The following is a 25,921-nucleotide window of genomic DNA, read 5'->3' as shown; positions in this document are numbered from 1 at the left end:
CCGTCGTGAGTCTCAGGCACCCACATACTCGGCCAGGTGCTGACCGGTGAGCGTCTCCTTTCCGGCCACAAGCTCGGCGGGTGTGCCCTCGAAGACCACGCGGCCGCCGTCATGCCCTGCTCCCGGTCCCATGTCGATGATCCAGTCGGCATGGGCCATGACGGCCTGGTGGTGCTCGATCACGATCACCGACTTGCCGGAGTCCACCAGCCGGTCCAGCAGCCCCAAGAGTTGTTCCACATCCGCCAGGTGCAGACCGGTGGTCGGTTCGTCGAGGATGTACGTCCCACCCTTGGCGCCCATGTGCGTGGCGAGTTTGAGCCGCTGCCGCTCTCCCCCGCTCAGCGTGGTCAACGGCTGCCCCACCTTGAGGTAACCGAGCCCCACGTCGTCCATGCGTTCCAGGATCGTGTGCGCCGCTGCCACTTTCGCTGCGCCGGCGGAGAAGAAGTCCTTCGCCTCGGCCACCGACATCTCCAGCACCTCACTGATGTCCTTCCCACCCTCACCGCGCTCGCCGCCCAGGGTGTACTCGAGCACCGCCGCCTGGAACCGCTTGCCCTCACACTCCTCGCACGGGGACTCCACCGTGTCCATGAAACCCAGCTCGGTGTAGATCACCCCGGCACCCTTGCAGGCCGGGCAGGCGCCCTCGGAGTTGGCGCTGAACAGGGCCGGCTTGACTCCGTTCGCCTTCGCGAACGCTTTCCGGATCGGGTCCAGCAGGCCGGTGTACGTCGCCGGGTTGGACCGGCGCGAACCCTTGATGGCGCCCTGGTCGATGGCCACCACACCGTCTCGTGGCGCCACTGAGCCGTGGATGAGGGAGCTCTTCCCGGAACCGGCCACACCGGTCACCACCACGAGCACGCCGGCCGGGATGTCGACGTCCACATCCTGCAGGTTGTGCGATTTTGCCCCCCGTACCTCAATCATCCCCGACGGCGTCCTCACCTCCTCCTTCAGGTGCACCTTGTCGTCCAGGTGCGTGCCGGTGAGGGATCCGCTGGACCGCAGCCCGTCCAGGGAACCCTCGAACACGATCTGACCGCCCGCCGAACCGGCATGGGGGCCGAGGTCGACGATGTGGTCGGCGATGGCGATCGCCTCGGGCTTGTGCTCGACCACCAGCACCGTGTTGCCCTTGTCCCGCAGCCGCAGCAGCAGCTCGTTCATCCGTGCGATGTCGTGCGGATGCAGGCCGATCGTGGGTTCGTCGAAGACGTACGTGACGTCCGTCAAGGAGGAACCCAGGTGCCGGATCATCTTCGTGCGCTGGGCTTCACCGCCGGAGAGAGTGCCGGCCGGGCGATCCAAAGACAGGTATCCCAGTCCGATCTGCACGAACGAGTCCAGGAGGTGCCGCAGCCCCGTCAGCAACGGCGCAGCCGAGGGCTTGTCGAGGCCGCGGATCCACTCGGCGAGATCGCTGATCTGCATCGCGCACGCCTCGGCGATGTTGACACCGTCGATCCGCGAGGAGCGCGCCGTCTCGTTCAACCGGGTGCCGTCGCAGTCCGGGCAGGTCTGGAACACGATCGTGCGTTCCACGAACGCCCGGATGTGCGGCTGCATCGCCTCGACGTCCTTGCTCAGCATGGACTTCTGGATCTTTGGGATCAGGCCCTCGTAGGTGACGTTGATCCCGTCCACCTTGATCTTGGTCGGTGGCTTGTGCAGCAGAGCATCGCGCTCCTTCGTGGTGAAGTCCTTGATCGGCTTGTCCGGGTCGAAGAACCCGCAGCCACGGAAGATGCGCCCGTACCAGCCCTCCATCGTGTAACCCGGGATGGTCAAGGCGCCCTCGTTCAGGGACTTCGTCTCGTCGTAGAGCTGGCTCAGGTCGAAGTCGCTCACCGAGCCACGGCCCTCGCAGCGCGGGCACATCCCACCCTGGATCGCGAAGTCACGGCGCTCCTTGATCTTCTCCCCGCCTCGCTCGATCTCCACCGCTCCGGCCCCACTGATCGAGGCGACGTTGAAGCTGAACGCCTGCGGGGAGCCGATGTGAGGATCGCCCAGCCGGGAGAACAAGATCCGCAGCATGGCGTTCGCATCCGTGGCCGTGCCCACGGTCGAACGCGGGTTGGCTCCCATCCGCTCCTGGTCCACGATGATCGCCGTCGTCAAGCCGTCGAGCACATCCACCTCGGGGCGGTTCAACGTGGGCATGAAACCCTGCACGAACGCGCTGTAGGTCTCGTTGATCATCCGCTGGGACTCGGCAGCGATGGTGCCGAACACCAGCGAGCTCTTCCCGGACCCGGACACACCCGTGAACACGGTGAGCCGGCGCTTCGGGATCTCGACGTGGACGTCCTTGAGGTTGTTCACCCGGGCGCCCTGCACCCGGATCAGGTCGTGGGTGTCGGCCGGATGCGGTTCGGTGGTGGTGACCATCGCTTGCTCTGTGCTCCTCGGGGTCCGGTGGCCGCGATGTGCGGCCGGGTCATGTCTACCTGATGGCGGGGACATTCGGGCTCATACCGTCCAGGTGCCGTCCTGCATGAGGGTGCGGCCGACCGCTTCATCGACCTCGCGCCACGCCTGAATCCGTTCCGGGCGCAGCACGAGATTGACGTACCCCTCGTCCTCGCGCGGGTCCCAGTCCGCCTGGCCCGCGTAGGCCTGGGCCAGCTCCTCGTCAGTGCCGACATCGACCACTCGCTCCACGACCACGTCGATCATCACCACGTCCCGGGTGGGGCCGAGCCCCACGCGGGCGCGCGGAGAGGCGGCGAGGTTACGGGCGGTGCGGGAGGCGCCGTCAATGGCGATGACCACGCACCCATCCGCCCAGACGATCGACAACGGCACCAGGTACGGGACGCCGTCGGGCGAGGCCGTAGCCACCCAGCCGTCCAGGGCGGGCGTGCGCAGTAGCGCGAGCGTGTCCTCCCGCCGCTGTAGCGGCGGCCGGGGCGTCACACGGCTGTGTCCGGTGAAGCCGGAGCTGCACATACGAGTGCCGTCACTCCGACTGCTGCATGCGGACCATGTTCCCGGCCGGGTCGCGGAACGCGCAGTCCCGCTTGCCCCACGGCTGGTCGGTGGGCTCGGCCACCACCTCGACGTTGTGCGACTGGATGCGCTCGAACGCGGCGTCCACATCCGGGGTGGCCAGCATGATCGAGGCGAACGTGCCCTTGGCGATCATCTCGGTGACGACCCGGCCCTCGTCCTCGGTGATACCGGGGTCGGCGGTGGGCGGGTACAGCACGATATTGACGTCCGGCTGCCTCGGTGGACCGACGGTGATCCACCGCATGTCCTGGTAGCCGACGTCTTGACGTACTTCGAAGCCGAAAACGTCGCGATAGAAGGCGAGACTCGCTTCGGCTTCGGTGTGCGGGAGGAAGCTGGTGTGAATGGTGATGTCCATGCCGCCGACACTACGCACGCAGGTCACTGCCCTGCTTCTTGATTCCTGATCGATTGCCGGATCGGTCTCGCGACCTGTTTCACGATGCACGTGGGCAGGTCGAGGTCACCGTCGGTGGCCCGGTGGCGGTACTCGCTCGGCGGGATGCCCACCAGCTCGGTGAACCGTGTGCTGAACGTGCCCAGCGAGGAGCTCCCGACGGCGAAGCACACCTCGGTCACGGAGAGGTCACCTCGGCGTAGCAGTGCCATGGCACGTTCCACCCGGCGGGTCATGAGGTAGGAGTAGGGCGACTCCCCGAACGCGCGCTTGAACTCCCGGCTCAGGTGCCCGGCCGACATACCGACCCCGGCCGCCAGGGCGGGCACGTCCAGTGGTTCGGCGAAGTCACGGTCGATCCGGTCCCGCACACGTCGCAGCAGGCGCAGGTCACGCAGGTGCTGGGCGAACGCCGGATCGGTGGCCATGTCCTCGATCGTGCCACGTCAGGCTGTCGCCACCACCGCGGCACTCCCCCACCGCTGTGAGGGCCACAACCGGACGGTCCAACCGGCCTTCTGGAACACCGCTCGTGCCGTTGCCTCCTGATCCGCGGCGATCTCGGTGAGTACAGTGGCACCTGGCGCCACCCAGGTCCGTGCCTGCTCGGCAAGCCGACGCTGGACATCCAGCCCGTCGCTGCCGCCGTCAAGAGCGGCGGCCGGCTCGTACTCACGTGCTTCCCGGGGCATGGCGTCCAACTCATCCGTGGGCACGTACGGGGTGTTGGCCACCACCATGTCGAGGCGTCCACGCTCGGTTGCAGGCAGAGCCTCGAGCAAGTCACCGGTCACGACGTCGATTCCTGGCAGATTGTGCCGGGCTGCGGACGTGGCGGCCGGGTCCACGTCGCAGGCGATGAGTCGTAGATCGGGGCGGCGGCGTCCGAGTGCCGCGGCCACGGCGCCGATCCCGCAGCACACATCTGCCACCAACCCGCCTGTGGGTGCCAGCGCCGCAGCAACCTCCACCAGGTGCTGTGTCCGTGCGCGCGGGACGAAGACGCCGGCCGCAGTGCGCAGGCGTACCCCGTCGAAGTCGACCCACCCAAGTACCAGTTCCAGCGGTTCCCCTGCCGTGCGCCGGGCAACCAGCCGCTCGAGCTCCACCGGATCATCAGCGGCCGTCTCCAGCAGCGCAGCCTCGTCCTCGGCGAAGACGCACCCGGCCGCGCGCAGCTGCCGGACGAGCTCGAGACCTCGCTCGTGCCTCACGCAGGAGCGATCTCGTCCAGTTCGACGAGGTCGGCCGCCGTCGGCTCCCACGCCCCGGCCGTCACATTCGCCTGGACCTGCTCGGGCCGGGAGGCACCGGCGATGACCGACGCGACCGCGGGCTGGGCAGCCAACCAGCCGATCGCCACTGTCAGCAACGGCAGGTCGCGGGCCTGGGCGAATGCTTCGAGCGCCTCGATCCGGTCGAAGTCGGCTGCCTCGATCCGTTCCGGTCGCCGCTCCAGCCGGCTCCCCGCCGGCGCTGCCTGGCCGCGACGGTACTTGCCCGTCAGCAACCCGGAGGCGATCGGGTAGTACGGCAGGATCCCGGCGCCGACGTGCTCGACGGCAGGGACCAGCTCGGCCTCGATCCCCCGATCGAGCAGGTTGTACGGGTTCTGCGCCGAGATCATCGGCGTGTAGCCGCCCCCACGGGCCGTCCAGTCCGCGTCCACGACCTGCCACGCCGCGAAGTTCGACGAACCGATGTAGCGCACCTTGCCCTCGACCACCAGCTCATGCAGAGCGGCGAGCGTCTCCTCGATCGGTGTCCGAGGATCCGGAGCGTGCATCTGGTACAGGTCGATGTAGTCGGTCCCCAGCCGGCGCAGCGAACTCTCGACGGCCTTGCGGATGTACCGGCGTGATCCGCGCACTCCCCAGTCCGGGCCGTTGAGGCCACCGGCGTCCATCCCGAACTTGGTCGCGACCACCACATCCTCGCGCACGTCACGCAGAGCGGCACCGAGCAGCTCCTCGCTGCGGCCGCGCGTGTAGACGTCGGCGGTGTCGAAGAGTGTGATTCCCGCCTCAAGCGCGGACCTGACCACCACCGGGACCTCCTCGTCCGGTACGGTCGCGCCGAGCGTGTTACAGCCCAGGCCGATGGTCGAGACGGTGAGCCCGGACGAGCCGAGCTGGCGAAAAGTCATCTCTGGTGTGCTCACGGTGCTACTCAATCACGTGATGGGTACGTGAGTTTCACATCACCTTCACACCTGGTCTGGAACACCGCGAGTGTCTCACCCGTTGGAATGGGTGGAGACGACCACAAGTCATGGACAGGAGGAGTCGCGATGGCTGAACGAGCACTGCGCGGCACGAGGATCGGTGCCAACAGCATGGAGACCGAAGAGGGCGTCGAGTTCGCCCCCCGGGTGGAGGCCGTCTACGACTGCCCCGACGGCAGGGTCATCGTCATCCCGTTCTCAGCTGAGGCCGAGATCCCCCCGGTATGGGAGGCTCCCGGCGGCGGTGAGGCGCTCCTGCGGAATGCGACCCGGCCCGAGCCGAAGTCTGGCAAGCCGGTGCGTACCCACTGGGACATGCTGCTCGAACGACGTACGGTCGCAGAGCTGGAGGATCTGCTCAACGAACGTCTGCAGCTCCTACGCAGCGGTCAGTTGCGCCGCCGTAGCGCCTGAGGACCCGTTCCTACGAACTGACGCCACTGCCTGGTGCGCCGCTCGGCGCCCCAGGCAGTGGTGCGCCAGAGGGCCTCGAACACGATGGCCCGACTCATCTTTGACACCCCTTCGACGCGTTCGGTGAAGGTGATGGGGATCTCGACGATCGTCCCACCGGCCACTCGAACGCGCCTGGTCATGTCGACCTGGAAGCAGTATCCCTGCGAGGTGATCTCTGCCAGCGGCATCAGCCGGAGCATCTCGGTCCTGAACACGCGGAATCCGGCCGTGGCATCACGCACGCCCAACCCGATGATCACGTTCGCGTAGGCGTTCGCCGAACGGCTCAGCAACTCCCGGTACCACGGCCAGTTGGCTGTGCGTCCACCCGGCACCCAGCGGGACCCGATCGCCAGATCCGCACCGGACTCCAGCGCCCTGAGCAAGCGCGGCAGATCCTCCGGATGATGCGAGCCATCGGCGTCCATCTCCACGACGAGGTCGTACCCACGCGCCAGCGCCCACTGGAATCCGGCCACATAGGCGCGGCCTAGGCCGGCCTTGCCGGGACGGTGCAGCACGTGTACCCCAGGATCCTCGGCGGCCCGATCCTGCACCCACTCACCGGTCCCGTCCGGGCTGGCGTCATCCACGACCAGCACGTCCACCTCGGGGGCGGCGGCGCGTGCGCGCGCGAGCGTCTCGGGAAGGGCATCCCTCTCGTTGTAGGTCGGGATGATGACCAGCGCGCGCTGCCTCATGCGCCTGCCCGCGGCTTGCGGCCCGTCACCACACCGACGGCGAACGCCAGCACGACGAGAACGGTCGCCACCCCGATGGGCCAGTCGCCGAGCCGATCCGCGACCGTCAGCGACGTACGCAGCGGAAGCTCCGCCGTCATGGTGGCCGGGGTGAACAGCTCGGTACGTTCGAGCACGGTGCCGTCGGCGGCGATCACCCCGCTGACGCCGACGGTCGAGATCTGCACCGTGGCGCGCCCGTGTTCGACGGCGCGCAGCCGTGACATGGCCAGCTGCTGCTCGCTCTCTGCGGTGTAGCCGAACGAGGCGTTGTTCGTGGGCACCACCAACAGCTCGGCGCCACCGAGCGCGGCTTCGCGGATCAAGGCGTCGTAGGCGACCTCGAAGCAGATGACGGTGCCGAGAGGCACCGGACGACCCAACCGTTCCACCGGGACCGGGACCACGGCGATCTCCTGTCCCGGTGCCATATCGGTGCGGACGAGGTCCACCGCCGGGGAGAACATGCGCGCCACATCCCGGATCGGGATGTACTCGGCGAACGCGGCCGGGATCTGCTTGGAGTAGGAGAACGTCGCTCCCTCCCCCTGGATCCACAGGACCATGTCGTTGAAGCGCGCGTCCTCACCGTCGGTGTCCTGCCCGTAGGAGTCGGTCCCGAAGAGGATGGGCGCACCGGCCGCGGACGCGGCCTCGTCCAGCAGGGCGGCGGCGTCAGCATCAGCCCGCGGGTTGATATCGGATGAGTTCTCCGGCCACAGCACGACATCGAGGGCGTCGCTGCCTTCCTGCTCGGCGAGAGCGATGGTGCCGTCGACGTGGTTGTTCAGCACCTCCCGGGCATTGGCGAACGCTCCCAGACCCGGTTCGGAGACGTTCCCCTGGACGGCCGCCACTCGCAGGCTCCCCGACTCGGCTGCGGTCGGCGTCGGTACCAGCAATCCGCCGGCGAGCACGGCCACGATCATGACCGCGGGCGGCGCTGCGGTGCGCAGGCGGGTGGTGGCTGTACCGGACCGGGCGAGCGCCGTGACCAGGTGGGCGAGCAGGAAGGCGCAGAACGCCGTGGCGAAGGAGACGGCGGGTGCACCGGCGATGGCCGCGAACGGTAGCAGTGGGCCGTCCGTCTGAGAGAACGCCAGGCGTCCCCACGGGAAGCCGCCGAACGGCCACACCTGCCGGACCTGCTCGGCGACCACCCACACGAGAGCGAAGCCGATACCCAGCAGCAACGGCCGGTGGCGCCACCAGCGCGCCCGGCGAGACCACGTCCACACCGCGGCGCCCGCTGCGATGATGCCCGCCTCGGCCACGCTCAGAGCGAGCCAGGGGATGACGCCGACGGCCGCGTTCGCCCACCAGATGTGAGGCAGAAAGAACGCCAGGCCCCACAACCACGCCACGAGCGCGTTCCACCGCGCCGAGTCACGCCCGAGAGCGAGCACCAGCAACCCGACACCGACGAACGCGAGGGGCCACCAGGATCGCTGCGGGAACGCCGTATCGGTCAGCAGACCACCGACCACGGCGAGGACGAGCGTCAGGCTCCGGGTGGGCTGGAGCAATCCCGCACTCCTCGAGGGAGCCACGGGGGTACGGGCAGCGAGTGCAGCAGACACCACTGCAGAATACGGCCCGTACGCCCGCGTCCGGCACTCGGACCCACCGACCGGCTCGCGCGTCCTTCGGTCCGGAACCCCTGCGCGGTCAGCCCCGTTTTCTATGGAACGCGCGAGCCCGGTCGGTGACTGCTTCCCGAAATAAGGAGCAGTACGAGAAGTGAACATACCTGCCAGCGAGGCTCCCGCCAAGGTCGTGTTTGACCAGGTCACAGACGTACGCGCAGGTCAGAGCCACCATGATCGAGGGCAAGAATCTTGGCCCTCACGGCGTGTCGCGGCGCCACCCACCCGGACTGTCGTGCTGGCGGCTGTACCCGTTCGTCACACCAGTCCCTCTACTATCGTGGTCGGATGCTCGGAGACGAGGTTATGGAGACGCAGTGCTGGTAGCCGAACGGCGAGCCCGGGTGCTGGAGTCGGTGCTAACACAGGGCGCGGTGAGCGTCACCCAACTCGCCAGCGACCTGCAGGTCAGTGCGATGACGATCCGTCGGGACCTGGAGGCGCTGGCACGAGACGGACTGCTGGACAAGGTGCACGGTGGCGCCACGGCCCGGCGTAGCCCGAGCGCCGAGGAGGTCGGATTCGAGGCCAAGGCGAGTCGTGAGCAGGCCGAGAAGGAAGCCATCGCGGCCGTGGCCGCGGATCTGGTGGAGCCCGGTATGTCCGTCGGCCTGTCAGCCGGCACCACCACGTGGGCCCTCGCCCGTCAGCTCCGGCGAGTCCCGCGCCTGACCGTGGTGACCAATTCCCTCCCCATCGCCGATCTCCTGCACACACCGCCTCTGCCCGGGGAGTGCGAACCCGCCGGCGTCGTTCTCACCGGTGGCGTGCGGACCGCCTCGGACGCCCTAGTCGGGCCGGTCGCCGTCGCTGCCCTCGCCCAGCTGCACTGCGACCTGGTGTTCCTCGGCGTGCACGGGATGGACCCGGATGCCGGGCTGACCACCCCGAACCTGCTGGAGGCAGAGACCGACCGAGCCCTCATCACCTCGGGACGTTCCGCCGTCGTGGTGGCCGACCACACGAAGTGGGGCACGATCGGGCTGATCACGATCGTGCCGCTCGAGCAGGTCGATCACGTGGTCACCGATCGTGGCATGACCGGGGAGGCGTTGCGGGTCTTGCGTGAGCGCGTTCCCGAGGTGCACGTCGCACCCTGAGCGTCATCAGGTGCCGTGTGCGACGATGCCACGCCGGACGGCGGAGATCGCTTCGCGAGCCGTCTCACGTAGCCGCGGAGTCGGCGCCGCGATAGCGACCTGGTCCAGCAGGTCGAGCACCTGCCGGCTCCAGCGGACGAAGTCTCCGGCCGCGATCGGTGCGGTATCCAGCACTGCGGCGAGGGAGCCGCCGCGGGCCCAGGTGTACATCGGACGGACCAGCCCGAGGTCCACGGCACCGGAGGGCGACAAGCGGTGCTCTCGTTCGAGGTTCTCCAGTCGGCGGGAGGTGCGCACGGTCTCCCGGACGGCCACCGCGAGCGGACCGTCAGGCGCCCCCGGTGGCGTCGGTGGCACGGCTGGTTCCTCACCGCGTGACTGGTAGAGCACGATGGAGGCCACCGCTGCCAGACCCGCTGCGTCAATCTCGTCCCAGGCCCCCGAGCGCAGGCACTCGGCCAGCACCAGGTCTCGCTCGCAGTACAACCTGCGCAGCCAGCGTCCCTGGTCGGTCACCGCGGATTCCGGCCCCTCTCCTTCCAGGTACCCCAGCGTCATGAGCACCTGGCAGACCTTGTCGAAGTCACGGGCGATGGACGCCGTCCGGCCCTCGATCCGCCGCAGGAGCGCCTGGTGCTCACCCTCCAGGGTGGAGCGTCGCTTCGCCCAGCGGGCGTGCTCCTCCCGGTCGGCGCACCCGTGGCACGGGTGGTGGCGCAACTTCTCGCGCAGCTGGTTGAGCGTGCTGTCGGTGGCGGCTGCCGAGGGCGGCTTCGCGCGGGCCGGAGGTTCGTGTGCGAGGGCACCGAGCGCGTTGCGCATGGTGGAGGCCAGGTCGCGCCGCTGGTCGGGCCGGCGGCCGTTGAAGTGCTTCGGGATCGTGATGCGGGTGATGGCCTCGGTTCCGTAGGGCACCTCGGAAACGGGCATCCGGACCAGTCGCGGCTCGGCTGTGAGTAGGCTCAGCGGTGGTGCGTCGAGCCCGCCGGGTGCGGGCTTCTCGAGCACCACGGCGAAGCCGGCCCGGCGCCCGGCCGGGATCTGCAGCACGTCGCCGCGGCGCAGGCTGCCGACGAGGGACTCGGTCGCCTCGCGGGCGCTACGGGACCGGCTCCGGGACAGCTCGCGCTCGCGGTCACTGATCGCCTGGCGCAGGCCCAGGTACTCCTCGACATCGCCGAGGTGGCACGACATCGCCTCGGAGTAGCCCTCCAGTGCCTCGCTCATCGACCGGGCCTGTCTCGCCAGCCCCACGACGCCACGGTCGGCCTGGAACTGTGCGAAGGACGTCTCCAACGTCTCGCGCGCCCGCGTCCAGCCTGTGGCCGAGATCAGGTTGACGGCCATGTTGTAGGTCGGGCGGAAGCTCGAGCGCAGCGGGTAGGTGCGCCGGCCCGCCAATCCGGCCACCGAGACCGGGTCGACGCCGGAGGCGTAGAGCACGACGGCGTGGCCCTCCACGTCGATCCCGCGGCGCCCCGCCCTCCCGGTGAGCTGGGTGTACTCCCCCGCTGTGATGTCGGCGTGCCCGGTCCCATCCCACTTGCTCAGCTTCTCCAGCACGACCGAGCGAGCGGGCATGTTGATCCCGAGTGCCAGCGTCTCGGTGGCGAAGACGACCTTGACCAGGCCGGCGGCGAAGAGCGCCTCGACGGTCTCCTTGAACACCGGAAGCAGTCCGGCGTGGTGGGCCGCCACGCCGGAGAGCAGTGCCTGCCGCCACGCCCAGTAGTCCAGCACCTGCAGGTCATCGGGTGGGAGGTTGCCGCAGTGGCGTTCGATCTCGGCGTCGATCAGCTCTCGCTCGGCAGGTGTGGTGAGCGCGATGCCCGACGCGGCGACCTGGTGCACGGCTGCCTCGCAACCGGCGCGGGAGAAGATGAAGACGATCGCCGGCAGCAGACCGGCACGGTCGAGCTGGTCGACCACGAGGAAGCGTGGCGGTACCCGCACGGTCCGTGGACGCTCCCAGGTGTTCCTACCGCCGCGGCCGCGTCCGCGGCCTTTGCGGCGACCGCTGCCCCGCGAGGGCCCGGAACGCTCCACGGCCCGGATGGCCTCGGTCAGGTCCGGGCTGATCGGCGGGTCCACTCCCGGGTTTGTCGGGTCGACATGGGAGCTGTAGAGGTCGTGGATGTCCTTGCCGACCATCACGTGCTGCCACAACGGCACCGGCCGGATCTCGGAGACGACCACGTCGGTGTGGCCGCGGACCTCGGTGAGCCACTGCCCGAATTCCTCGGCGTTGGAGACGGTCGCTGAGAGGGAGGCGATCTGCACCGAGTCCGGCAGGTGCAGGATCACCTCTTCCCAGACGGGCCCCCGGAACCGGTCGGCGAGGTAGTGCACCTCGTCCATGACCACGAAGCCCAGCCCGGCGAGGGCCGGGGAGTCGTTGTAGAGCATGTTGCGCAGCACCTCGGTGGTCATCACCACCACCGGAGCGCCGGAATTGATCGAGGTGTCACCTGTGAGCAGCCCGACGGCGTCGTCGCCGTGGCGGGCGCGCAGGTCCTGGAACTTCTGGTTGCTGAGCGCCTTGATCGGCGTGGTGTAGAAGGTCTTGCGGCCCTGCTCCAGTCCCAGTGCGACCGCAAACTCGCCGACGACCGTCTTACCCGCTCCCGTGGGGGCCGCGACGAGAACGCCTCGACCCTCCTGGAGAGCCTGGCAGCCCTCGATCTGGAAGTCGTCGAGCTCGAAGTCCACGGTGCGTCGGAATTGCGCCAGCGGAGTCTCGTCCTCGGCCTGTCGCTGCCGGAATGCCGCGTAACGCTCGGCAGGGCTCGTCATGCAGCCAGGCTACCTATGGCGAGAGCAGGTGGAGACCCGCCGGGCGGATGCGCGCCCGGATGGGCAGCGAGCCGAGAAGTTCCCCATCGGCGTACACCGGTGGCGGTGCGGGGTGCCCGGGCAACGCCTCCAGGACGACCTCCCGGGCGCGGACGATCTCCACCCGGTCCGAGGCGACGTGACGGCCCGAGTACACCCGCGGGAACAGGCGCAGCAGCGCCGCGCGCCCCATGGCATGGCCGATGACCACGTCGATCAGCCCGTCATCGGGCCGGGCGTCCGGGGCGATCCGCATGCCGCCGCCGAAGGAGGTGGCGTTGGCGAGGGCCACGAGCGTGGCCGGCAGCTCCCGGGTGGTGCCGTCGATCGTGATCCGGTATCCGTAGGGGCGGAACGCGGCGAGCTCACCGAGGACTCCGCGTACATACCGGCCGCCACCACGTGGCCACCGGTAACTGTTCGCGCGATGGTTGACGGCGGCGTCGAAGCCGGCAGAGAGCACGCAGGCTGTCCACTCCAGCGCGGTCTCGTCCGTCTCCGTCTCGCCGCCGGGGACGTGCACCTGGCTGCCGATCACGTCCAACAGCCGGGGCGGGTGGTCCAGTGCGGTCAGGACGTCTGCGACGGCGCGGGAGACATCGTGCACGGCCAGGCCCAGGTTCCGCGCGAGGTCGTTGCCGCTACCCACCGGAACCAGCCCGAGCGGCGTGGTGGTACCGGCGACCGCGTTCACGCCGAGGTGCGCCATCCCGTCACCGCCGACTGCGACGACGGCGTCCAGCTCCCACAGCGCGCCGCGCACGCGACGGAGTGCATCGGCAGCGTCGTGTCCGGACAGATCGAGAATCTCATGACCGCTGCGGCCCAGCAGCCCCAGCACTTCGGGTCCGCTACTCGCTCCCCGGCCGTGACCCGCCGTCGGGTTGACCAAGACCCCCAGCCTGCTCACGGCCGGCTTACGACTCGGTGTCGGACGAGGAACCGCCGCTGGACGGTCCATCGGCGAGTGCCGCGTCCAACTCGGCGTCCTCCTTGGCGGCCCGCTTGGCCCGACGCCGGTCGTTGAGCATACAGATGCCCACGGCAAGGAAGTAGAGGGCGATGATGGGCAGGGCCATCATGATGAAGGTCACCGCATCCGCGGTCGGCGTGGCGAGTGCGGCGAGAACGAAGATGACGATGACCGCCCACCGCCAGCCCTTCAGCCAGGTGATGCCCTTCACGACGCCGAGGAAGTTCAGCACCACGAGGATCAGTGGGAGGAGGAACGCAATCCCGAAGACGAGCAAGAACTGGATGACGAACTTGAAATACGTTCCGACATCGATCAGTGCAGAGGACGTCTGCCCCTCCGGAACGAACTGTGTCAGGAGCAGGAAGGTGTTGGGCAGGGCGATCCACGCCATGTAGATGCCACCTGCGAACAGTGGCACCCCGGCCCCGATCACGCCGAGAGCCCAACGACGCTCGTTCTTCTTCAGCCCAGGTGAGAGGAACGCCCAGAGCTGGTAGATCCACCATGGGCTTGAAACCAAAAGGCCCACGAAGGCGGCCATGCGCAGCGCAACGTCGAAGCTGGTGCCAACGCCGGAGAAGTTCAGGCTGGTATTGATGCCTCGGGCTTGGAGGTCGGCAACAGGCTGCTGCAACAACTCGTAGATCGGCAGATAGAGGAACCAACCACCAATTGCGCCCACGACGATGCCGGCACAAGCCAAGATGATCCGCTTGCGCAGTTCACGCAGATGGTCCCCGAGAGGCATCCGCCCCTCGGGGTTTTCCCGAGCAGTCACTGTCAGGTGGTGGTGTTCTCGTCGGTTCGCCGCTGCTCGGTGCTCTGCGGGGAGCCGGTTGTGTCGGTCGAGCCCGTGGAACCGGAGTCGGAGGACTTGTCATCGATGGAGATGTCGGTGTCGTCCTGCAGCTCCTTGATCTCCTTCTTGAAGACCTTGAGCGACTTGCCGACGTTGCCCGCGATGTCCGGCAGCCGGCTGGCGCCGAACAGCAGCAGCACCAGGGCGATGATCGCGATCCAGAAGACGGGGTTCTTCAGCATGTGCGGTTCCTTCGTCGGAATGTTCGAGGCGGTCGGTGGTCGGTGGTCATAGGGGCATCCCGATCGCCCGCCATCTGTCCAGGGTACGCCTTCGGCGCACCCGCAGCCGCTCGGCACGGGCAGCGACGTTCTCGGCGCGGGTGGTACGCCAGTGTTCGCGCTGTTCCTCGGTAGCAGCGAGGTGCGGCCCGAAGCCGTGCCTCGCCTGCTGCTCGTCGAGGTCGGCGACCAGCTGGTTGAGCCGCCCCATGACCTCGGCACTGCGCCCGGCCTCAGCGGTGAGGGCCTTGAAGGAACGCCACAACCGACGCCCGATCAGGAACAGCACGACGAACGCTCCGAGCACGAGCGTTGTCCATACGGCCGACCAGATCACACGGACAGCCTAGAGCACCGGGCCCGGCAGATCCTCCACCAGTCCCGCCTGAGCGTAAGCCTCCAGCGCACTGCGGGCACGCACGCGCAGCCCTTCGGCCACGTCCGGCGGTTCGACGGCGAGCACGTCGGGGCCCAGCCCGAGCACGAGGTTGTGCAACCAGGCCAGATCCACCACGTCCAGCTCGACGGCGAAGCGCCCCTCCTCCAGGTCCGTCACCGTGGCCACGGGGTACTGCTCGGCGACCCACCGCGCCCGCGGTGCGAGGACGAGCCGCACATGCCACGGTGCCGACTTCAGCTCCGGCTGGGCCGAGCCGGGCAGTGCGACGTCCGGATGGTCGTCGATCCTCGCTTCCAGCATGGTCGCGTCGAGCATCCGGTCGAGGCGGAACTGCCGCAGTCCCGCGGCGCGATGGCACCAGGCCAGCAGGAACCACCGATGGGAGTCAGTCAGAAGTTGCAGCGGATCCACGACTCGCTCGCTCGTGGTGTCGGACGCCGACACATACCTGAGGGCGAGCTGACGTCCCTTCTTCACCGCACGACGGACCGTGGGCAGGTGGGTGGCGGTATCGGCCCCCGAGCTGCTGGGCGCCTCGACGTCGACAGCCTCGGCAGCCTGGGCCGCCTGCCCAGCGGCGCCGGCGAGCTTCTCGGTGGTGGATGCCAGCACGGCGTCGTCGGTCAGACCGGGGCTGGCCTGTAACGAACGCAACGCCGTCAGCAGAGCGAGCGCTTCGTGCGGGCCCAGCCGGAGGGGGCGGTCCATCCCGCGCGCATCGGTCAGGGTGAGGATGTGGTGTTCGCGATCGTCGGCGGCGAAGTCGATCAGGTCTCCGTGCAGGTACCCGGGCGTACCGGAGACCCAGAGCGTGTCCACATCCTGAAGTACCTGCCCGGTGCTGACACCGAAATGTTCGGCCACCTGCTCCACCGGAACGCCGCGATTCTTCTCCAAGTAGGCGATCAGGGCGAGCATGCGCACCATCCGGTCGCCGGCGTTCTCGGCCATCAGTTCTCCCCCCACGCGGTGGCCGCCCGTAGACGCGCCAGTACTGCAGAGCGCAGTTCCGCCGGCTCCAGCACCAGCACGCTGTCGGCGTAGCCGGCGACCTGCTCCGCGAACCGGTCGATATCGGTGACCGTCAATCGGACCACGTCCCGGTCGCTCGGCGCGGCGTGATGTTCGGAAGGCTCGGCCCGAGCGCGCAGTGCCGAGGCACGTTCGGGGACGAGTGCCAGCACCACCTCGGTTGTGGTCACCGGCGGCACCTCGATGCGGGACGGAATCTGCACCGCACCTCGTTCGCCGATGCGCCGCACCTTGGTCGTGATCCGGGAGAGACGGAAGGAACGCTGGGCCTGGCGGTCGCGATCGAACCCGATCAGGTACCAGCCCCGGTCCTTGGCGACCAGGCGCCACGGCTCGACCGTGCGCTGTGCACTCGTGCCGGTCCGGGCGGTGCGGTAGGTGAACTCCACGGCGATCCGGTCGGTAATGGCCTCCAGCAGCTCGGCGAAGGCCGCATCCGGTCCCCGCACCCGAAGTGCCAGCCCAGCGTGCTCACCCGGGTCGCTGAGATCACTGACGGCGCGCAGCTTCGTCAGCCCACGCCGGGACTCCGCGGCGAAGGAGGAGTCCTGCCAGACTTGTGCGGCCAGCGAGAGCACACCGACCTCGGCCGGTGTGAAGTCGACCGGAGGCAAGGTGTACTCGGTGGTGTCGATCCGGTAGCCGACGTCGTCCTCGTGTGCGGAGTCGGTGAGCGTGACGATCGGGATGCCGAGCGCCCGCAGCTGGTCCTTGTCACGCTCGAACATGCGGTCGAACGACTCAGTGGATGCGGCATCGGCATAGCCGTTCACCTGACGCCGGATCTCTCCCTTGGTCATCCGGTGGCGGGTGTGGCTGAGCGCGATCACCAGGTCGAGGAGGCGTTCGGCGGCCGGGACACGGTCCATACATCCCAGGCTAGCCGCGATACCTTGCGTTGGTGATGACATGGCGAGACGGCGTGGTGCGAGGAGTGGGAGCGCGATGGTCCGGGGCGCTCGAACTCGATGTGGAGATCGACGAACCTGGCGGAACCGGTCTCGTGCGGGCACTGGCCTATCCCGATCTGGTGGGTGAGCCCTCCGAGGGCACACGGGTGCTGCTGTCCATGTCCGCGCTGAGCAGAGGCTTGGGAACGGGCGGCTATGCCTTCGTCGTGGCGTGCCCCGACGACTTGCCGCCGGACCCGCCCGCCCGTGCCGGGCACCTCGTCAAGGCACGCTATACGCCGTTGCAGACGATGGTGCTGGGCGCGGACGAGCAGGAGGCTGACAGCCACGCCCTGCTCGCCGACGCCGACGACCTCGACGGCCTGCCGGTCGTCGTCGCTGACCTGCATTCGGCACTACCGGCGATCGTGGCGGGCGCACGCCGCGAGACCGAGCGCGCGGGACGTCCAGCACCGCGCGTGGTGTACCTGATGACCGATGGTGGCGCCCTGCCTGCCTGGTTCTCGCGCACCGTGGCCACGCTGCGCGAGCGGGAGTGGCTGACCGCCACTGTCACCGTGGGTCAGGCTTTCGGTGGCGACCTGGAGGCCGTCACCGTGCACTCCGGGCTGCTGGCGGCCCGGCTTGTGGCACGCGCAGACCTGGTGGTTCTCGCGCAGGGTCCAGGCAATCTCGGCACCGGCACCCGCTGGGGCTTCTCCGGGGTCAGCGCTGGGGAGGCGATCAACGCGACCGGTGTGCTCGGTGGGCGCCCGGTGGCGAGCCTGCGGGTCTCCGGAGCCGATCGGCGGCAGCGGCACCAGGGTGTCTCCCACCACAGCCTCACGGCGTATGGGCGCGTGGCGATGCACCCCTGCGACGTGGTCGTCCCCGAGTTGACCGGGTCCCTCACTGACCTCGGCGCGATGGTGCGAGCACAGGCGCAGCCGCTTGCCGCGCGGCACCGACTGGTTACCGTGGCCACCGACGGGTTGGACGACGCGCTGGCCTCCTGCCCGGTCCGGTTGTCGACCATGGGCCGTGGCCTGGCCGAGGACCCTGGCGCGTTCCTAGCCGCCGCCGCCGCGGGCGTCCATGCCGCCCGGCTCGTGCCGCGCGACGAGGGCCGCCAGCCGACGTGAGTCGGCGCGGGCGCGATGGCCGTCCACGCGTTGGATGGCCATCACCGCCCACACGGATCCGTCGTCCAGATCGAGTTGCACCCAGTCCCGCTCACCGAATCGCACGGTGACGATTTGCTCCCACGCCAGCCGACGCCGTCGGAAGACGTTCCGAACCACCAATCCCTGCGGGTCAGGAACAGCGGCCACGCTGGCCTGCAACCACAGGAACAGCACCACGGCGGCGGCCAGCACCCCGGCAGCGACGTGGAGCCCGAGGTGCGATCCCGGCAGCCGAGCCGTCAGGATCACGAAGAGCACATAGCCGCCGACGATCCAGCCGATGATCGACAGGCTCACCCAGCGGGTGGCACGCGGGCGGAACGGAGCGTAGAGATCCGCCTCGCCCGCGTGCTCGGTCATGAGCCCTACAGTCGGCTCGCGTGGATCCCGGTGACGATGATCGCTCGCGCCCCGAGCTCGTACAGCTCGTCCATGATCCGGTTCGTCTGCTTCCGGGGCACCATCGCGCGGACCGCCTTCCAGCGGTCGTCATGCAGCGGCGAGACCGTCGGCGACTCCAGACCGGGGGTGACGGCCACGCAGGCCTCCACCCGATCCACCGGGCAGTCGTAGTCCATGAGCACGTACTGACGAGCGACGAGCACACCATGGAGACGGCGGTCCAGGGTGGCCAGCCCCGCCTTGGGCTCCTCCCCCGCGTTCGGGCGGATCAGCACCGCCTCCGAGCGCAGGATCGGCTCACCGAAGACGTGCAGGCCGGCTGCGCGCAACGTGCCACCGGTCTCGACGACATCCGCAACGACATCGGCGACCCCGAGCCGGATAGTTGACTCGATCGCGCCGTCCAGACGCACGACGTGCGCGTCGATATCCCGTTCGGCCAGGTACGTGCCGACCAGGTGGGCGTAGCTGGTGGCGACGCGCTTGCCGTGGATGTCAGCCAGTGAGGTGACGTGGTCGGGGGGCCCGGCGAAGTGGAACGTCGAGCCGGCGAAGCCGAGTGCGCGATGCTCGATGGCGTCCACACCCGAGTCCAGCAGCAGGTCACGGCCGGTGATTCCGGCGTCGACAACGCCTTCGCCGACGTAGACGGCGATGTCACGCGGTCGCAGGAAGAAGAACTCGACATCGTTCTCGGTGTCGGGCAATACCAGTTCGCGGCCGTCGCGGCGCTGCCGGTAGCCGGCTTCCCGCAGCATCTGGCTGGCGGGCTCGGAGAGGGAGCCCTTGTTGGGCACGGCAATTCTGAGCACGGGGGTCCTTCGGTTCACAGGTGGGTGGCGGGCATGTCACGTAGGGCGGTGCTCACAGATGCTGGTAGACGTCCTCGAGTGTGAGACCGCGGGCGAGCATCATCACCTGCAGGTGGTAGAGCAGCTGAGAGATCTCCTCGGCGGCCTCGTCCTCGCTCTGGTACTCGGCGGCCATCCACACCTCGGCGGCCTCCTCGACGATCTTCTTGCCGATGGCATGGACGCCGGAGTCCAGCTCGGCGACGGTCCCGGAACCCTCCGGGCGGGTCTGGGCCTTGTGCTGGAGCTCAGCGAAGAGGTCGTCGAAGGTTTTCACGCCGCAGAGCCTACTGGTCTTCGGCGAAGGCGTCCGTATACGCCTCCTGGGGTGGGACGGGCGACGAGGTCAGCCCGACCGAGTCGAGGAACGTCGACATCTCCTGCCACGGGCCGCGGTGCACGCCCCACCCGGGACCGGTGGTGCCGTACAACGGCACCGTCGACTCCATCGTGGCGGTCATGATCGCCTCCTGCTCGGCATCGACGGTGCCCGGGATCGCCTCGATCGCGGCGTCCACCCCGGCTCGGGGGTCGGCGGCGATGTCGGCGAGGGCACGCCCGACTGCGCCGATCACCGCCCGCAGCGCCTCGGGTTCGGTCTGGGTGAGCTCATCGGTGGTGCCGAGTCCGATGCCCACGAGCGGTACCTCACCCAGGGGCACGGCCCGCACATCGAGCCCGGTGGCGGCGAACTGCGGCACATCGTTGTTCTGGTAGCCCATGACGGCGTCCACGTGGCCCTCGGCGAGTGCGCTCTGCTGCGTGAAGCCGATGTGCTCGATCTGCACGTCATCCTCGGTCAACCCGGCCTGCTCGAGCATGGCGAGCAGGCCGTACCAGGTCTCCCCGAACGGACCGGGCACACCTACGGTGCGGCCGGCCAGGTCGGCCGGCGTGGCGACGTCGGAGTCGGCCGGGACGATGAGCGCCACCGGATAGGACTCGTACAGGGTGGCGATGCTCCGGACTGGAACACCCGCGTCACGCGCCACCATGATCTCGTCGCCACCGGCCACGACCACCTGCTCGGTGCCCTCCGCCAGGGCTCCGAACAGGTCCTCTGACTCGCCGTGGTGACGCAGGGTGACGTCGACGCCCGCCTCATCGAAGTAGCCCTGCTGCTCGGCCAGGTAGAACGGGGCGAACTGGACGTTCGGGACGTAGGTGAGGCCGATCGTCAGTGAGTGCTGCGGATCGGTACCGGTACTCGGCGAGGAGGAGGCGCCGTCGTCGGTGGAGGGGGCGCACCCCGCGGCTGCGGCGAGGGTGAGGGTGAGGGCAGCCAGCAGGCTGCGGCGGCGGAGGGTAGTCACCAGCGGACCTTTCTTTCCCAGGCTCTGACGAGCACGTAGAACCCGACCGCTCCGGCGGCCAGGACGATGAGAGTCGCGAACATGCCGGTCGTGTCGGAGCGGTCGCGGTAGACCGACAGCAGCAGCCCGAGGCCCTGTCCGCCCATGACGAACTCGCCGACCACGGCGCCGGTGATGGAGAGCACGAAACCGTTGCGGACACCCGCGAGGACGGCGGGAAGGGCCAGGGGGGCTTCGATGTGGAGCAGCAGACGCCAGCGGCCGGCGCCGTCGAGGCGTGCGGCACCGAGCACCTCGTCGTCGAGCGTGGTGAGGCCGAGGGCGGTGTTGACCACGATCGGGAAGAAGACCAGCAGCGCACACAGCAGCGCGATCGGCAGCAGGCCGTAGCCGAACCAGAGCACGATCAGAGGGGCGAGGGCAACGGCGGGGATGGCCTGGGTGGCAGCCAGGTAGGGGCCTAGCGCGGCGGATGCGAGGCGGGACCGGGCCAGCAGATAGCCGATTGGGAGGGCCACTGCCAGGCCGATGAGACCGCCGAGCAGGCTCTCGCTGGCCGTGGTGGCGGCGTAGCGCAGGATGTCGCCTTCGGAGACCTCGGTGACGAGCCGCGTGGCCAGTGCACTGGGGGCAGGAAGGATCCGCGAGGGCGTCAGGCCGGCGACGATCTCCCACAACAGCAGGCCGGCCGCTCCGATCACGAGCGGCGCCAGAACCGAGGAGCCGACGAGATCGGCTGCATCAGCCGGTCGTGGCTGCGTCGACCTGCGTGACATGCTCTCTCGTCCTCTCCCCAAGCGTTACCCGGGGTGGACGACGGCGCGGCGCACGTCGACCGACGACGTCACATGACGTCGCGTGCTTCCTCCCATCCGGACTTTCACCGTCGGTCCTGGAGTTCCACCAGGTCAACCGATCTTGCGATCGGGTCGCGGACTGTCACCGCCGGCTCGGACTTTCACCGACCCCGGAGCACGTTGATCGCGCCCATTCTCTCACACCCGCGGCGGTGAGCCTCAGGGTCGGAACGCGTCCGTGGCCTTGGCGCGCAGGATGGCGATCTCCTCGGCGGGGTCGGCGGCGGAGTAGACCGCAGACCCGGCGACGAAGACGTTCGCTCCTGCGGCTCCGGCGTCGGCGATGGTCTCGCGGGAGACGCCACCATCGACCTGGATCCACACATCGGCGCCCGAGCGGGTGATGGCGTCGCGGGTACGGCGGATCTTCGGCAAAGTCCCGGTGATGAAGGACTGGCCACCGAAGCCGGGTTCAACGGTCATCGCCAGGACCATGTCGAACTCCGGTAGCAGGTCCAGGTAGTTCTCGATCCCGGTGGCTGGGCGGAGCGCGAGACTGGCCCTGGCACCTTTCGCGCGGAGTTCCCGGGCGAGCCGCACCGGTGCCCGGGCCGCCTCGGCATGGAACGTGACGGACGCGGCCCCGGCCTCCGCATAGGCAGGTGCCCATGTGTCCGGGTCATCGATCATCAGGTGCACATCGGCGGGAACGGCCGTGGTGGCGAGGATGCGTTCGACCACCGGGAGGCCGAATGTCATGTTCGGCACGAAGTGGTTGTCCATGACGTCCAGGTGCACGTAGTCGGCGCTGGCGATGCGCCCGATCTCCCCGGTGAGGTTCGCCAGGTCCGCGTTCAGCACGCTCGGTGAGATCAGGATCGGTGCCGTCATGGTGGTCAGGGTATCGGTGCTCACCGGCGGATGAGCGCGAGGAACATTGCGTCGGTCCCGTGCCGGTGAGGCCACAGCTGCACGTAGGGTCCCTGCTGGCCGGGCAGCGGGGCGCCGATCACATGCTCGGCGATCTGGACGGCGTCCAGCACCTCCGCGTGCTCGGCTCGCTTCAGCACGTCGGTCACGACGGCGTGGGTCTCGGCCAGGTGCGGGGAGCAGGTCACATAGGCCACCACTCCCCCGGGGCGGGCGGCGTTCAGAGCGGAGGTGAGCAGCTGGCGCTGCAGCGGGCCGAGGGAGGCCAGATCGGACAGCGACCGGCGCCAGCGGGATTCCGGACGACGGCGCAGCGCACCCAGTCCTGTGCACGGGACATCCACCAGGACACGATCGAAGGCACCGGGCTGCTCCTCCCCGATCTCCCGGCCGTCACCGGTCCGGATACTCAGGCCAGGCAGGACCGTCCGGAGGGCCGCGGTGGACTGGTCCACGAGTCTGGCCCGGTGCGTCGACACTTCGTTGGCCAGCAGGACGCCGTCCGGGGATCGTTCCGCGAGGAGGGCGCCGAACAGGGCAGCCTTGCCTCCGGGACCCGCGCACAGGTCGAGCCATGTGGCGTCGGGCCCGTCGACGGGCGCGGCAGCGGCGATCAGGGTGACGAGCTGACTTCCTTCGTCTTGGACCCCGGCGCGGGCGGAGCGGACTGCTTCCAGCGCCCCTGGATCGCCGTGAGTGAGAGTACGGGCGGTCGGGGCCCATCGGGTGGGCTGGCTGTCGGGTGCATCCTCGTCCGTCGCGAGCCCTGGGCGTAGGACGAGCGTGACCGCGGGCGCGGTGTTGTCGGCTTCCAGCAGCGCGGGCAGGTCGTCCGAGCCTTCGGCCGTGGTGGACAGGCTCTGCCGCATCGAGCGAACGATCCATGCCGGGTGCGAGCTGGACACAGCCAGGCGGTCGGTCTCCTCGGGCAGCTCGGCGGTGATGATGTCCAACCATTCCGGAAGCTCACGCTCGGCGATGCGCCGCAGGATCGCGTTGACGAACTGAGCGGACCCGGCTCCGACGGCACTGCGGGCCAGCCCCACCGTCGCGGAGACGGCGGCGTGATCGGGTACCCGCATGGCGAGCAGCTGGTGGGCACCGAGCCGCAGGACGTCGAGTACCGGTGGGTCGAGCTGCTCGAGGCGACGGTCGGCGACGGTGCCGATGATCGCGTCATAGCGGCCCTGATAGCGCAGCGTGCCGTATGCGAGCTCGGTCGCGAACGCGGCATCACGGCCGGCGATACGGCGCTCGCGCAGCATCGGTGGCAGGGTCAGGTTCGCGTAGGAATCGGAGTCGGCGACTGTGCGGAGCGTGTCGTAGGCGGCGCGGCGCGCTGGATCGGCGTCCTTGGCGCGCTCGCGTGGTGCCCGGGTCGTGCGGGAGCGGTCGTCGGCACTGTCGCGACGAGTGGCGCCACGTCGGGTCCCTTGTCGGCCGTGCTCCCGCCCGCCCGGTTGATCGCCTCCATGCCTCGATCGGGGGCCGCGCGCTGGCCGGCCGTCCCGATCGTGGCGGCCGCGGCGTTCGCGGTCATTGCCGCCGTTGCGGTGATCGTCGTTCATGCCTGCGTGTCCTGACTGGAGTGGTGGCCGGCTGCCACATCGGCGGTGTCGAATCCATCGGCGTCACCCAGCCGCGCGCCTCGTGCCCAGTCGGCCGCCGCCATCCAGGACTTCCCGGGTGGGGCGATCTGGTCGAGACGCACCGGCTCGGTCCCGGTGCCGACAAGGACGCCGTCTGCTGTGGCGGCGAGCTGGCCCGGCGCGAGCACGGTGGCACTCTGGACCGGGCGTACCGGTCCTAGTTTGACGCGGTGGCCCTCCCGGGTGGTCCATGCTCCCGGGGCCGGGGTGCAGCCACGGATCTGCCTGTCGATCGCGGCCGCGGGGCGTCGCCAGTCGACGTGCCCGTGTTCGGCTGTCAGGCGGGGGGCGTGACTCACGCCGTCGGGAGGCTGCGGTTGCGGCTGCGCGCTGCCGTCGGCCAGTGCGTCCAGAGACGAGACGAGAAGGGCCGGCCCTGCCTCCGCCAGCCGGTCCAGCAGGTCACCGCTCGTATCCCACGGGCGCACCGTCTCAGTCATCGTGCCGATGACAGGACCGGTGTCGAGACCTGCTTCGATGCGGAACGTGCTCGCCCCGGTCACGTCGTCGCCGGCCATGATCGCGTGCTGCACGGGTGCGGCGCCTCGCCATGCGGGCAGCAGTGAGAAGTGCAGGTTGATCCAGCCGTGCGCCGGCAACGAGAGGGCGGGTTCACGCAGCAGCGCACCATAGGCGACGACGGCGCACGCGTCCGGTGCGAGTGCGCGCAGGCGCTCATAGGTGCCGGGTTCGTGCGGTTTGTCGGAGGTGATCACCGGGATTCCTGCCGCCTCCGCCGCCTCATGAACCGGACTCGGAGTCAGGACGCGTTTGCGCCCGACAGGGGCGGGAGGCCGCGTGAGAACGGCGACTACCTCGTGGGCTGAGGCGAGGATCGCGTGGAGGGAGGGCACGGCAACGGCGGGCGTGCCCGCAAACACAACACGCATGCGTGCCAGTCTAGGCGTACCCGCCCGTCCGGTTGGATGACCTCGTGTGCTGCAGCCAGTTGGCCAGCTCCCGCAACGAACTGATCCGGATGTCGGCGCGGCGTGCGTCGGGCAGTCTGGCGTGGTGGATTCCCCATGGTCCCCGGCGCAGGTGTGCCGTCCGCATTCCTGAGGCGTGGGCCGGCAGGATGTCGTTGTCGAGCCGATCGCTGACGTACAGGATCCGCTCTGGGGCAAGTGAGAGCTCGGCACTGACGCGGTCGAAGAACGCGGCCGCTGGTTTGGCCACAGCCCACTCGGTGGACGTCCAACCGGCTCCACAGGTGCCGATGATCGACACCCTCCGCGATGAGGGCTCCCAACGTTGCCATGACCGTGAATGGACTGAGGTTCACCGCGTGCGCATGCTGAGTCCAGGCGCGAGATTCGTCGACAAGCGTCTCACCGACGTCGAACACGACAGCATCCAGATCAACTGCTCTCAGGGGAGCTTCTAGCGCCATGGAAGTGGTGTAGCAGGAGAACTCCGGGCACGCCAAGGCCCCCGTCGACGGTGGGTGTCGGCGGGGTTCGGGGCGGGGTGGTCAGAAGGGTGGTGGGTCGGTGTTGCCTGGTCTGGGCGTCGTGGCGGGGCTCGCGGGCACCTCAGCCTCGCTCACAGGCAGCTCAACGTCGTGGACGGGCGGGCGCCCACCGCGCTCGTGGTGCACGCGCCGGTCACGGTCGAAACCAGCGTCGGGCCCTGGATCGGTGCCAGAACCGGTGCCGGGACTGGTGCCGGGACTGGTGCCGGGAGGCGGCTGTCCTGCCGCTGGCCGCGCCTGGCGGTGGCGGCGGGTGGGCATAGCCCGGGCGTTGGCTCGCATCGAGGCGATGGCGACGCGGCGGGTCTTGATGATCGGCTGACCCGGGGTATTGATGACACCGGGGAGTACGAACGTGCCCTCCGGGGCCACCAGATACGCCACCCGGTCGGGCCCGGTCCAGTAATACATCCCCGGGCTGAGCAGCTCATACGACCAGTCGGTGTGGGTCTTCACCCGATGGTGCCGCCGGCACAACACCGCCAGATTCCGTGAGGTCGTGGCACCACCCTGCTCGTGCGGGG

Annotated in this window: 28 protein-coding genes and 1 riboswitch; of the genes, 3 read left to right on the top strand and 25 right to left on the bottom strand. The window is 69.0% G+C overall.

Annotation, left to right across the window (positions count from 1 at the left end; translation table 11 throughout):
* Positions 1-12 precede the first annotated feature (12 nt).
* From FV560_RS15490 to FV560_RS15465, 6 genes are all read right to left on the bottom strand, one after another.
* The gene (locus FV560_RS15490) at positions 13-2,400 is read right to left on the bottom strand and encodes an ATP-binding cassette domain-containing protein (RefSeq protein WP_159622467.1); all 2,388 of its coding nucleotides are present in this window, start codon (positions 2,398-2,400) and stop codon (positions 13-15) included.
* 81 nt (positions 2,401-2,481) lie between these two features.
* Positions 2,482-2,928 carry a pyridoxamine 5'-phosphate oxidase family protein gene (locus FV560_RS15485; protein ID WP_235020163.1) on the bottom strand — a complete coding sequence of 149 codons (447 nt, stop codon included), beginning with the start codon at positions 2,926-2,928 and terminating at the stop codon, positions 2,482-2,484.
* A 43-nt stretch (positions 2,929-2,971) separates the two neighbouring features.
* A complete protein-coding gene (locus FV560_RS15480) occupies positions 2,972-3,382 on the bottom strand; it encodes a VOC family protein (RefSeq protein WP_159622465.1) in 411 nt (136 codons plus the stop codon).
* A 23-nt stretch (positions 3,383-3,405) separates the two neighbouring features.
* Complete coding sequence (locus FV560_RS15475) at positions 3,406-3,849, bottom strand: helix-turn-helix transcriptional regulator (RefSeq protein ID WP_159622464.1); 444 nt, start codon at positions 3,847-3,849, stop codon at positions 3,406-3,408.
* An 18-nt stretch (positions 3,850-3,867) separates the two neighbouring features.
* Entirely contained in the window at positions 3,868-4,635 is a 768-nt protein-coding gene (locus FV560_RS15470; protein ID WP_159622463.1) for a putative protein N(5)-glutamine methyltransferase, read from the bottom strand.
* On the bottom strand, positions 4,632-5,567 hold the full coding sequence (locus FV560_RS15465) for an aldo/keto reductase (RefSeq protein WP_159622570.1): 936 nt from the start codon (positions 5,565-5,567) through the stop codon (positions 4,632-4,634). The genes FV560_RS15470 and FV560_RS15465 overlap by 4 nt, the downstream gene beginning before the upstream one ends.
* 144 nt (positions 5,568-5,711) lie before the next feature.
* Between FV560_RS15465 and FV560_RS15460 the strand changes: the two genes are divergently transcribed.
* Complete coding sequence (locus FV560_RS15460) at positions 5,712-6,059, top strand: RNA polymerase-binding protein RbpA (protein WP_159622462.1); 348 nt, start codon at positions 5,712-5,714, stop codon at positions 6,057-6,059.
* Here the strand turns inward: FV560_RS15460 and FV560_RS15455 are convergent.
* Both FV560_RS15455 and lnt read right to left on the bottom strand, forming a co-directional pair.
* Positions 6,035-6,802 (bottom strand): polyprenol monophosphomannose synthase, encoded by a 768-nt coding sequence (locus FV560_RS15455; RefSeq protein WP_159622461.1) that lies wholly within the window; start codon positions 6,800-6,802, stop codon positions 6,035-6,037. The genes FV560_RS15460 and FV560_RS15455 overlap by 25 nt on opposite strands.
* Positions 6,799-8,421, bottom strand: coding sequence for an apolipoprotein N-acyltransferase (gene lnt / locus FV560_RS15450; RefSeq protein WP_235020162.1), 1,623 nt, complete (start codon positions 8,419-8,421; stop codon positions 6,799-6,801). Before lnt ends, FV560_RS15455 begins: the two co-directional genes overlap by 4 nt.
* Positions 8,422-8,804: 383 nt before the next feature.
* On the opposite strand from lnt, the gene FV560_RS15445 reads away from it, so the two are divergent.
* Positions 8,805-9,587, top strand: coding sequence for a DeoR/GlpR family DNA-binding transcription regulator (locus FV560_RS15445; RefSeq protein ID WP_235020161.1), 783 nt, complete (start codon positions 8,805-8,807; stop codon positions 9,585-9,587).
* Between the two features lie 6 nt (positions 9,588-9,593).
* Here FV560_RS15445 and FV560_RS15440 read toward each other — a convergent pair whose 3' ends face one another.
* Genes FV560_RS15440 through FV560_RS15410 form a run of 7 tightly spaced genes read right to left on the bottom strand, consistent with a single transcriptional unit; the run spans position 9,594 to position 16,776 of the window.
* The gene (locus FV560_RS15440) at positions 9,594-12,380 is read right to left on the bottom strand and encodes a DEAD/DEAH box helicase (protein ID WP_159622459.1); all 2,787 of its coding nucleotides are present in this window, start codon (positions 12,378-12,380) and stop codon (positions 9,594-9,596) included.
* Between the two features lie 13 nt (positions 12,381-12,393).
* The gene (locus tag FV560_RS15435; RefSeq protein WP_235020160.1) at positions 12,394-13,311 is read right to left on the bottom strand and encodes a diacylglycerol/lipid kinase family protein; all 918 of its coding nucleotides are present in this window, start codon (positions 13,309-13,311) and stop codon (positions 12,394-12,396) included.
* A gap of 25 nt (positions 13,312-13,336) precedes the next feature.
* Positions 13,337-14,143: a twin-arginine translocase subunit TatC gene (tatC, locus tag FV560_RS15430; RefSeq protein WP_159622457.1), complete on the bottom strand. Its 807-nt coding sequence runs from the start codon at positions 14,141-14,143 to the stop codon at positions 13,337-13,339.
* A 32-nt stretch (positions 14,144-14,175) separates the two neighbouring features.
* Positions 14,176-14,436, bottom strand: coding sequence for a twin-arginine translocase TatA/TatE family subunit (locus FV560_RS15425; RefSeq protein WP_159622456.1), 261 nt, complete (start codon positions 14,434-14,436; stop codon positions 14,176-14,178).
* Between the two features lie 46 nt (positions 14,437-14,482).
* Positions 14,483-14,812: a hypothetical protein gene (locus tag FV560_RS15420; protein WP_159622455.1), complete on the bottom strand. Its 330-nt coding sequence runs from the start codon at positions 14,810-14,812 to the stop codon at positions 14,483-14,485.
* 9 nt (positions 14,813-14,821) lie between these two features.
* A complete protein-coding gene (locus FV560_RS15415; protein WP_159622454.1) occupies positions 14,822-15,826 on the bottom strand; it encodes a helix-turn-helix transcriptional regulator in 1,005 nt (334 codons plus the stop codon).
* Entirely contained in the window at positions 15,826-16,776 is a 951-nt protein-coding gene (locus FV560_RS15410; protein ID WP_159622453.1) for a helix-turn-helix transcriptional regulator, read from the bottom strand. The genes FV560_RS15415 and FV560_RS15410 overlap by 1 nt, the downstream gene beginning before the upstream one ends.
* A 32-nt stretch (positions 16,777-16,808) precedes the next feature.
* Here FV560_RS15410 and FV560_RS15405 point away from each other — a divergent pair, with 32 nt between their 5' ends.
* A complete protein-coding gene (locus FV560_RS15405; RefSeq protein WP_159622452.1) occupies positions 16,809-17,939 on the top strand; it encodes a DUF3866 family protein in 1,131 nt (376 codons plus the stop codon).
* Here the strand turns inward: FV560_RS15405 and FV560_RS15400 are convergent.
* The 10 genes from FV560_RS15400 to FV560_RS15355 form a co-directional block, all read right to left on the bottom strand.
* Complete coding sequence (locus FV560_RS15400; RefSeq protein ID WP_159622451.1) at positions 17,868-18,341, bottom strand: PH domain-containing protein; 474 nt, start codon at positions 18,339-18,341, stop codon at positions 17,868-17,870. The two genes, FV560_RS15405 and FV560_RS15400, sit on opposite strands and share 72 nt — an antisense overlap.
* Positions 18,342-18,346: 5 nt before the next feature.
* Positions 18,347-19,195 (bottom strand): ATP phosphoribosyltransferase, encoded by an 849-nt coding sequence (gene hisG / locus FV560_RS15395; RefSeq protein ID WP_159622450.1) that lies wholly within the window; start codon positions 19,193-19,195, stop codon positions 18,347-18,349.
* A 52-nt stretch (positions 19,196-19,247) separates the two neighbouring features.
* The gene (locus FV560_RS15390; RefSeq protein WP_159622449.1) at positions 19,248-19,511 is read right to left on the bottom strand and encodes a phosphoribosyl-ATP diphosphatase; all 264 of its coding nucleotides are present in this window, start codon (positions 19,509-19,511) and stop codon (positions 19,248-19,250) included.
* Positions 19,512-19,521: 10 nt separating this feature from the next.
* The gene (locus FV560_RS15385; protein WP_200837737.1) at positions 19,522-20,547 is read right to left on the bottom strand and encodes an ABC transporter substrate-binding protein; all 1,026 of its coding nucleotides are present in this window, start codon (positions 20,545-20,547) and stop codon (positions 19,522-19,524) included.
* Positions 20,544-21,323 carry an ABC transporter permease gene (locus tag FV560_RS15380; RefSeq protein ID WP_159622448.1) on the bottom strand — a complete coding sequence of 260 codons (780 nt, stop codon included), beginning with the start codon at positions 21,321-21,323 and terminating at the stop codon, positions 20,544-20,546. The genes FV560_RS15385 and FV560_RS15380 overlap by 4 nt, the downstream gene beginning before the upstream one ends.
* A 79-nt stretch (positions 21,324-21,402) precedes the next feature.
* Positions 21,403-21,526: riboswitch (FMN riboswitch) on the bottom strand.
* Positions 21,527-21,563: 37 nt separating this feature from the next.
* The gene (gene rpe / locus FV560_RS15375; RefSeq protein ID WP_159622447.1) at positions 21,564-22,235 is read right to left on the bottom strand and encodes a ribulose-phosphate 3-epimerase; all 672 of its coding nucleotides are present in this window, start codon (positions 22,233-22,235) and stop codon (positions 21,564-21,566) included.
* A 20-nt stretch (positions 22,236-22,255) separates the two neighbouring features.
* On the bottom strand, positions 22,256-23,842 hold the full coding sequence (locus FV560_RS15370; RefSeq protein WP_159622446.1) for an RsmB/NOP family class I SAM-dependent RNA methyltransferase: 1,587 nt from the start codon (positions 23,840-23,842) through the stop codon (positions 22,256-22,258).
* Positions 23,839-24,813, bottom strand: coding sequence for a methionyl-tRNA formyltransferase (gene fmt / locus FV560_RS15365; RefSeq protein ID WP_159622445.1), 975 nt, complete (start codon positions 24,811-24,813; stop codon positions 23,839-23,841). Before fmt ends, FV560_RS15370 begins: the two co-directional genes overlap by 4 nt.
* A 10-nt stretch (positions 24,814-24,823) precedes the next feature.
* Positions 24,824-25,102, bottom strand: a complete 279-nt coding sequence (locus tag FV560_RS20410; protein ID WP_235020159.1) for an HAD family hydrolase — start codon at positions 25,100-25,102, stop codon at positions 24,824-24,826.
* A 295-nt stretch (positions 25,103-25,397) separates the two neighbouring features.
* Positions 25,398-25,921 (bottom strand): HNH endonuclease (locus FV560_RS15355; protein ID WP_235020158.1); only part of this gene is annotated, 524 nt, incomplete at its 5' end.

The sequence above is a fragment of the Ruania rhizosphaerae genome (genome assembly GCF_009805705.1).
GTDB classification, from domain to species: Bacteria; Actinomycetota; Actinomycetes; order Actinomycetales; family Beutenbergiaceae; genus Ruania; species Ruania rhizosphaerae.
The sequence above is the reverse complement of the archived record's forward strand: the minus strand, read 5'-3'. Positions and strand labels throughout refer to the sequence as shown.

Excerpts from the sequence above, each read along its gene's own strand:
- FV560_RS15475 (WP_159622464.1), bottom strand. The coding sequence starts at position 3,849 with ATGGCCACCGATCCGGCGTTCGCCCAGCACCTGCGTGACCTGCGCCTG.
- FV560_RS15460 (WP_159622462.1), top strand. The coding sequence starts at position 5,712 with ATGGCTGAACGAGCACTGCGCGGCACGAGGATCGGTGCCAACAGCATG.
- rpe (WP_159622447.1), bottom strand. The coding sequence starts at position 22,235 with ATGACGGCACCGATCCTGATCTCACCGAGCGTGCTGAACGCGGACCTG.
- FV560_RS15380 (WP_159622448.1), bottom strand. The coding sequence starts at position 21,323 with ATGTCACGCAGGTCGACGCAGCCACGACCGGCTGATGCAGCCGATCTC.
- fmt (WP_159622445.1), bottom strand. The coding sequence starts at position 24,813 with ATGCGTGTTGTGTTTGCGGGCACGCCCGCCGTTGCCGTGCCCTCCCTC.
- FV560_RS15370 (WP_159622446.1), bottom strand. The coding sequence starts at position 23,842 with ATGAACGACGATCACCGCAACGGCGGCAATGACCGCGAACGCCGCGGC.
- FV560_RS15415 (WP_159622454.1), bottom strand. The coding sequence starts at position 15,826 with ATGGCCGAGAACGCCGGCGACCGGATGGTGCGCATGCTCGCCCTGATC.
- FV560_RS15410 (WP_159622453.1), bottom strand. The coding sequence starts at position 16,776 with ATGGACCGTGTCCCGGCCGCCGAACGCCTCCTCGACCTGGTGATCGCG.
- FV560_RS15490 (WP_159622467.1), bottom strand. The coding sequence starts at position 2,400 with ATGGTCACCACCACCGAACCGCATCCGGCCGACACCCACGACCTGATC.
- FV560_RS15400 (WP_159622451.1), bottom strand. The coding sequence starts at position 18,341 with ATGACCGAGCACGCGGGCGAGGCGGATCTCTACGCTCCGTTCCGCCCG.
- FV560_RS15425 (WP_159622456.1), bottom strand. The coding sequence starts at position 14,436 with ATGCTGAAGAACCCCGTCTTCTGGATCGCGATCATCGCCCTGGTGCTG.
- FV560_RS15480 (WP_159622465.1), bottom strand. The coding sequence starts at position 3,382 with ATGGACATCACCATTCACACCAGCTTCCTCCCGCACACCGAAGCCGAA.
- FV560_RS15455 (WP_159622461.1), bottom strand. The coding sequence starts at position 6,802 with ATGAGGCAGCGCGCGCTGGTCATCATCCCGACCTACAACGAGAGGGAT.
- FV560_RS15440 (WP_159622459.1), bottom strand. The coding sequence starts at position 12,380 with ATGACGAGCCCTGCCGAGCGTTACGCGGCATTCCGGCAGCGACAGGCC.
- FV560_RS15465 (WP_159622570.1), bottom strand. The coding sequence starts at position 5,567 with ATGACTTTTCGCCAGCTCGGCTCGTCCGGGCTCACCGTCTCGACCATC.
- tatC (WP_159622457.1), bottom strand. The coding sequence starts at position 14,143 with ATGCCTCTCGGGGACCATCTGCGTGAACTGCGCAAGCGGATCATCTTG.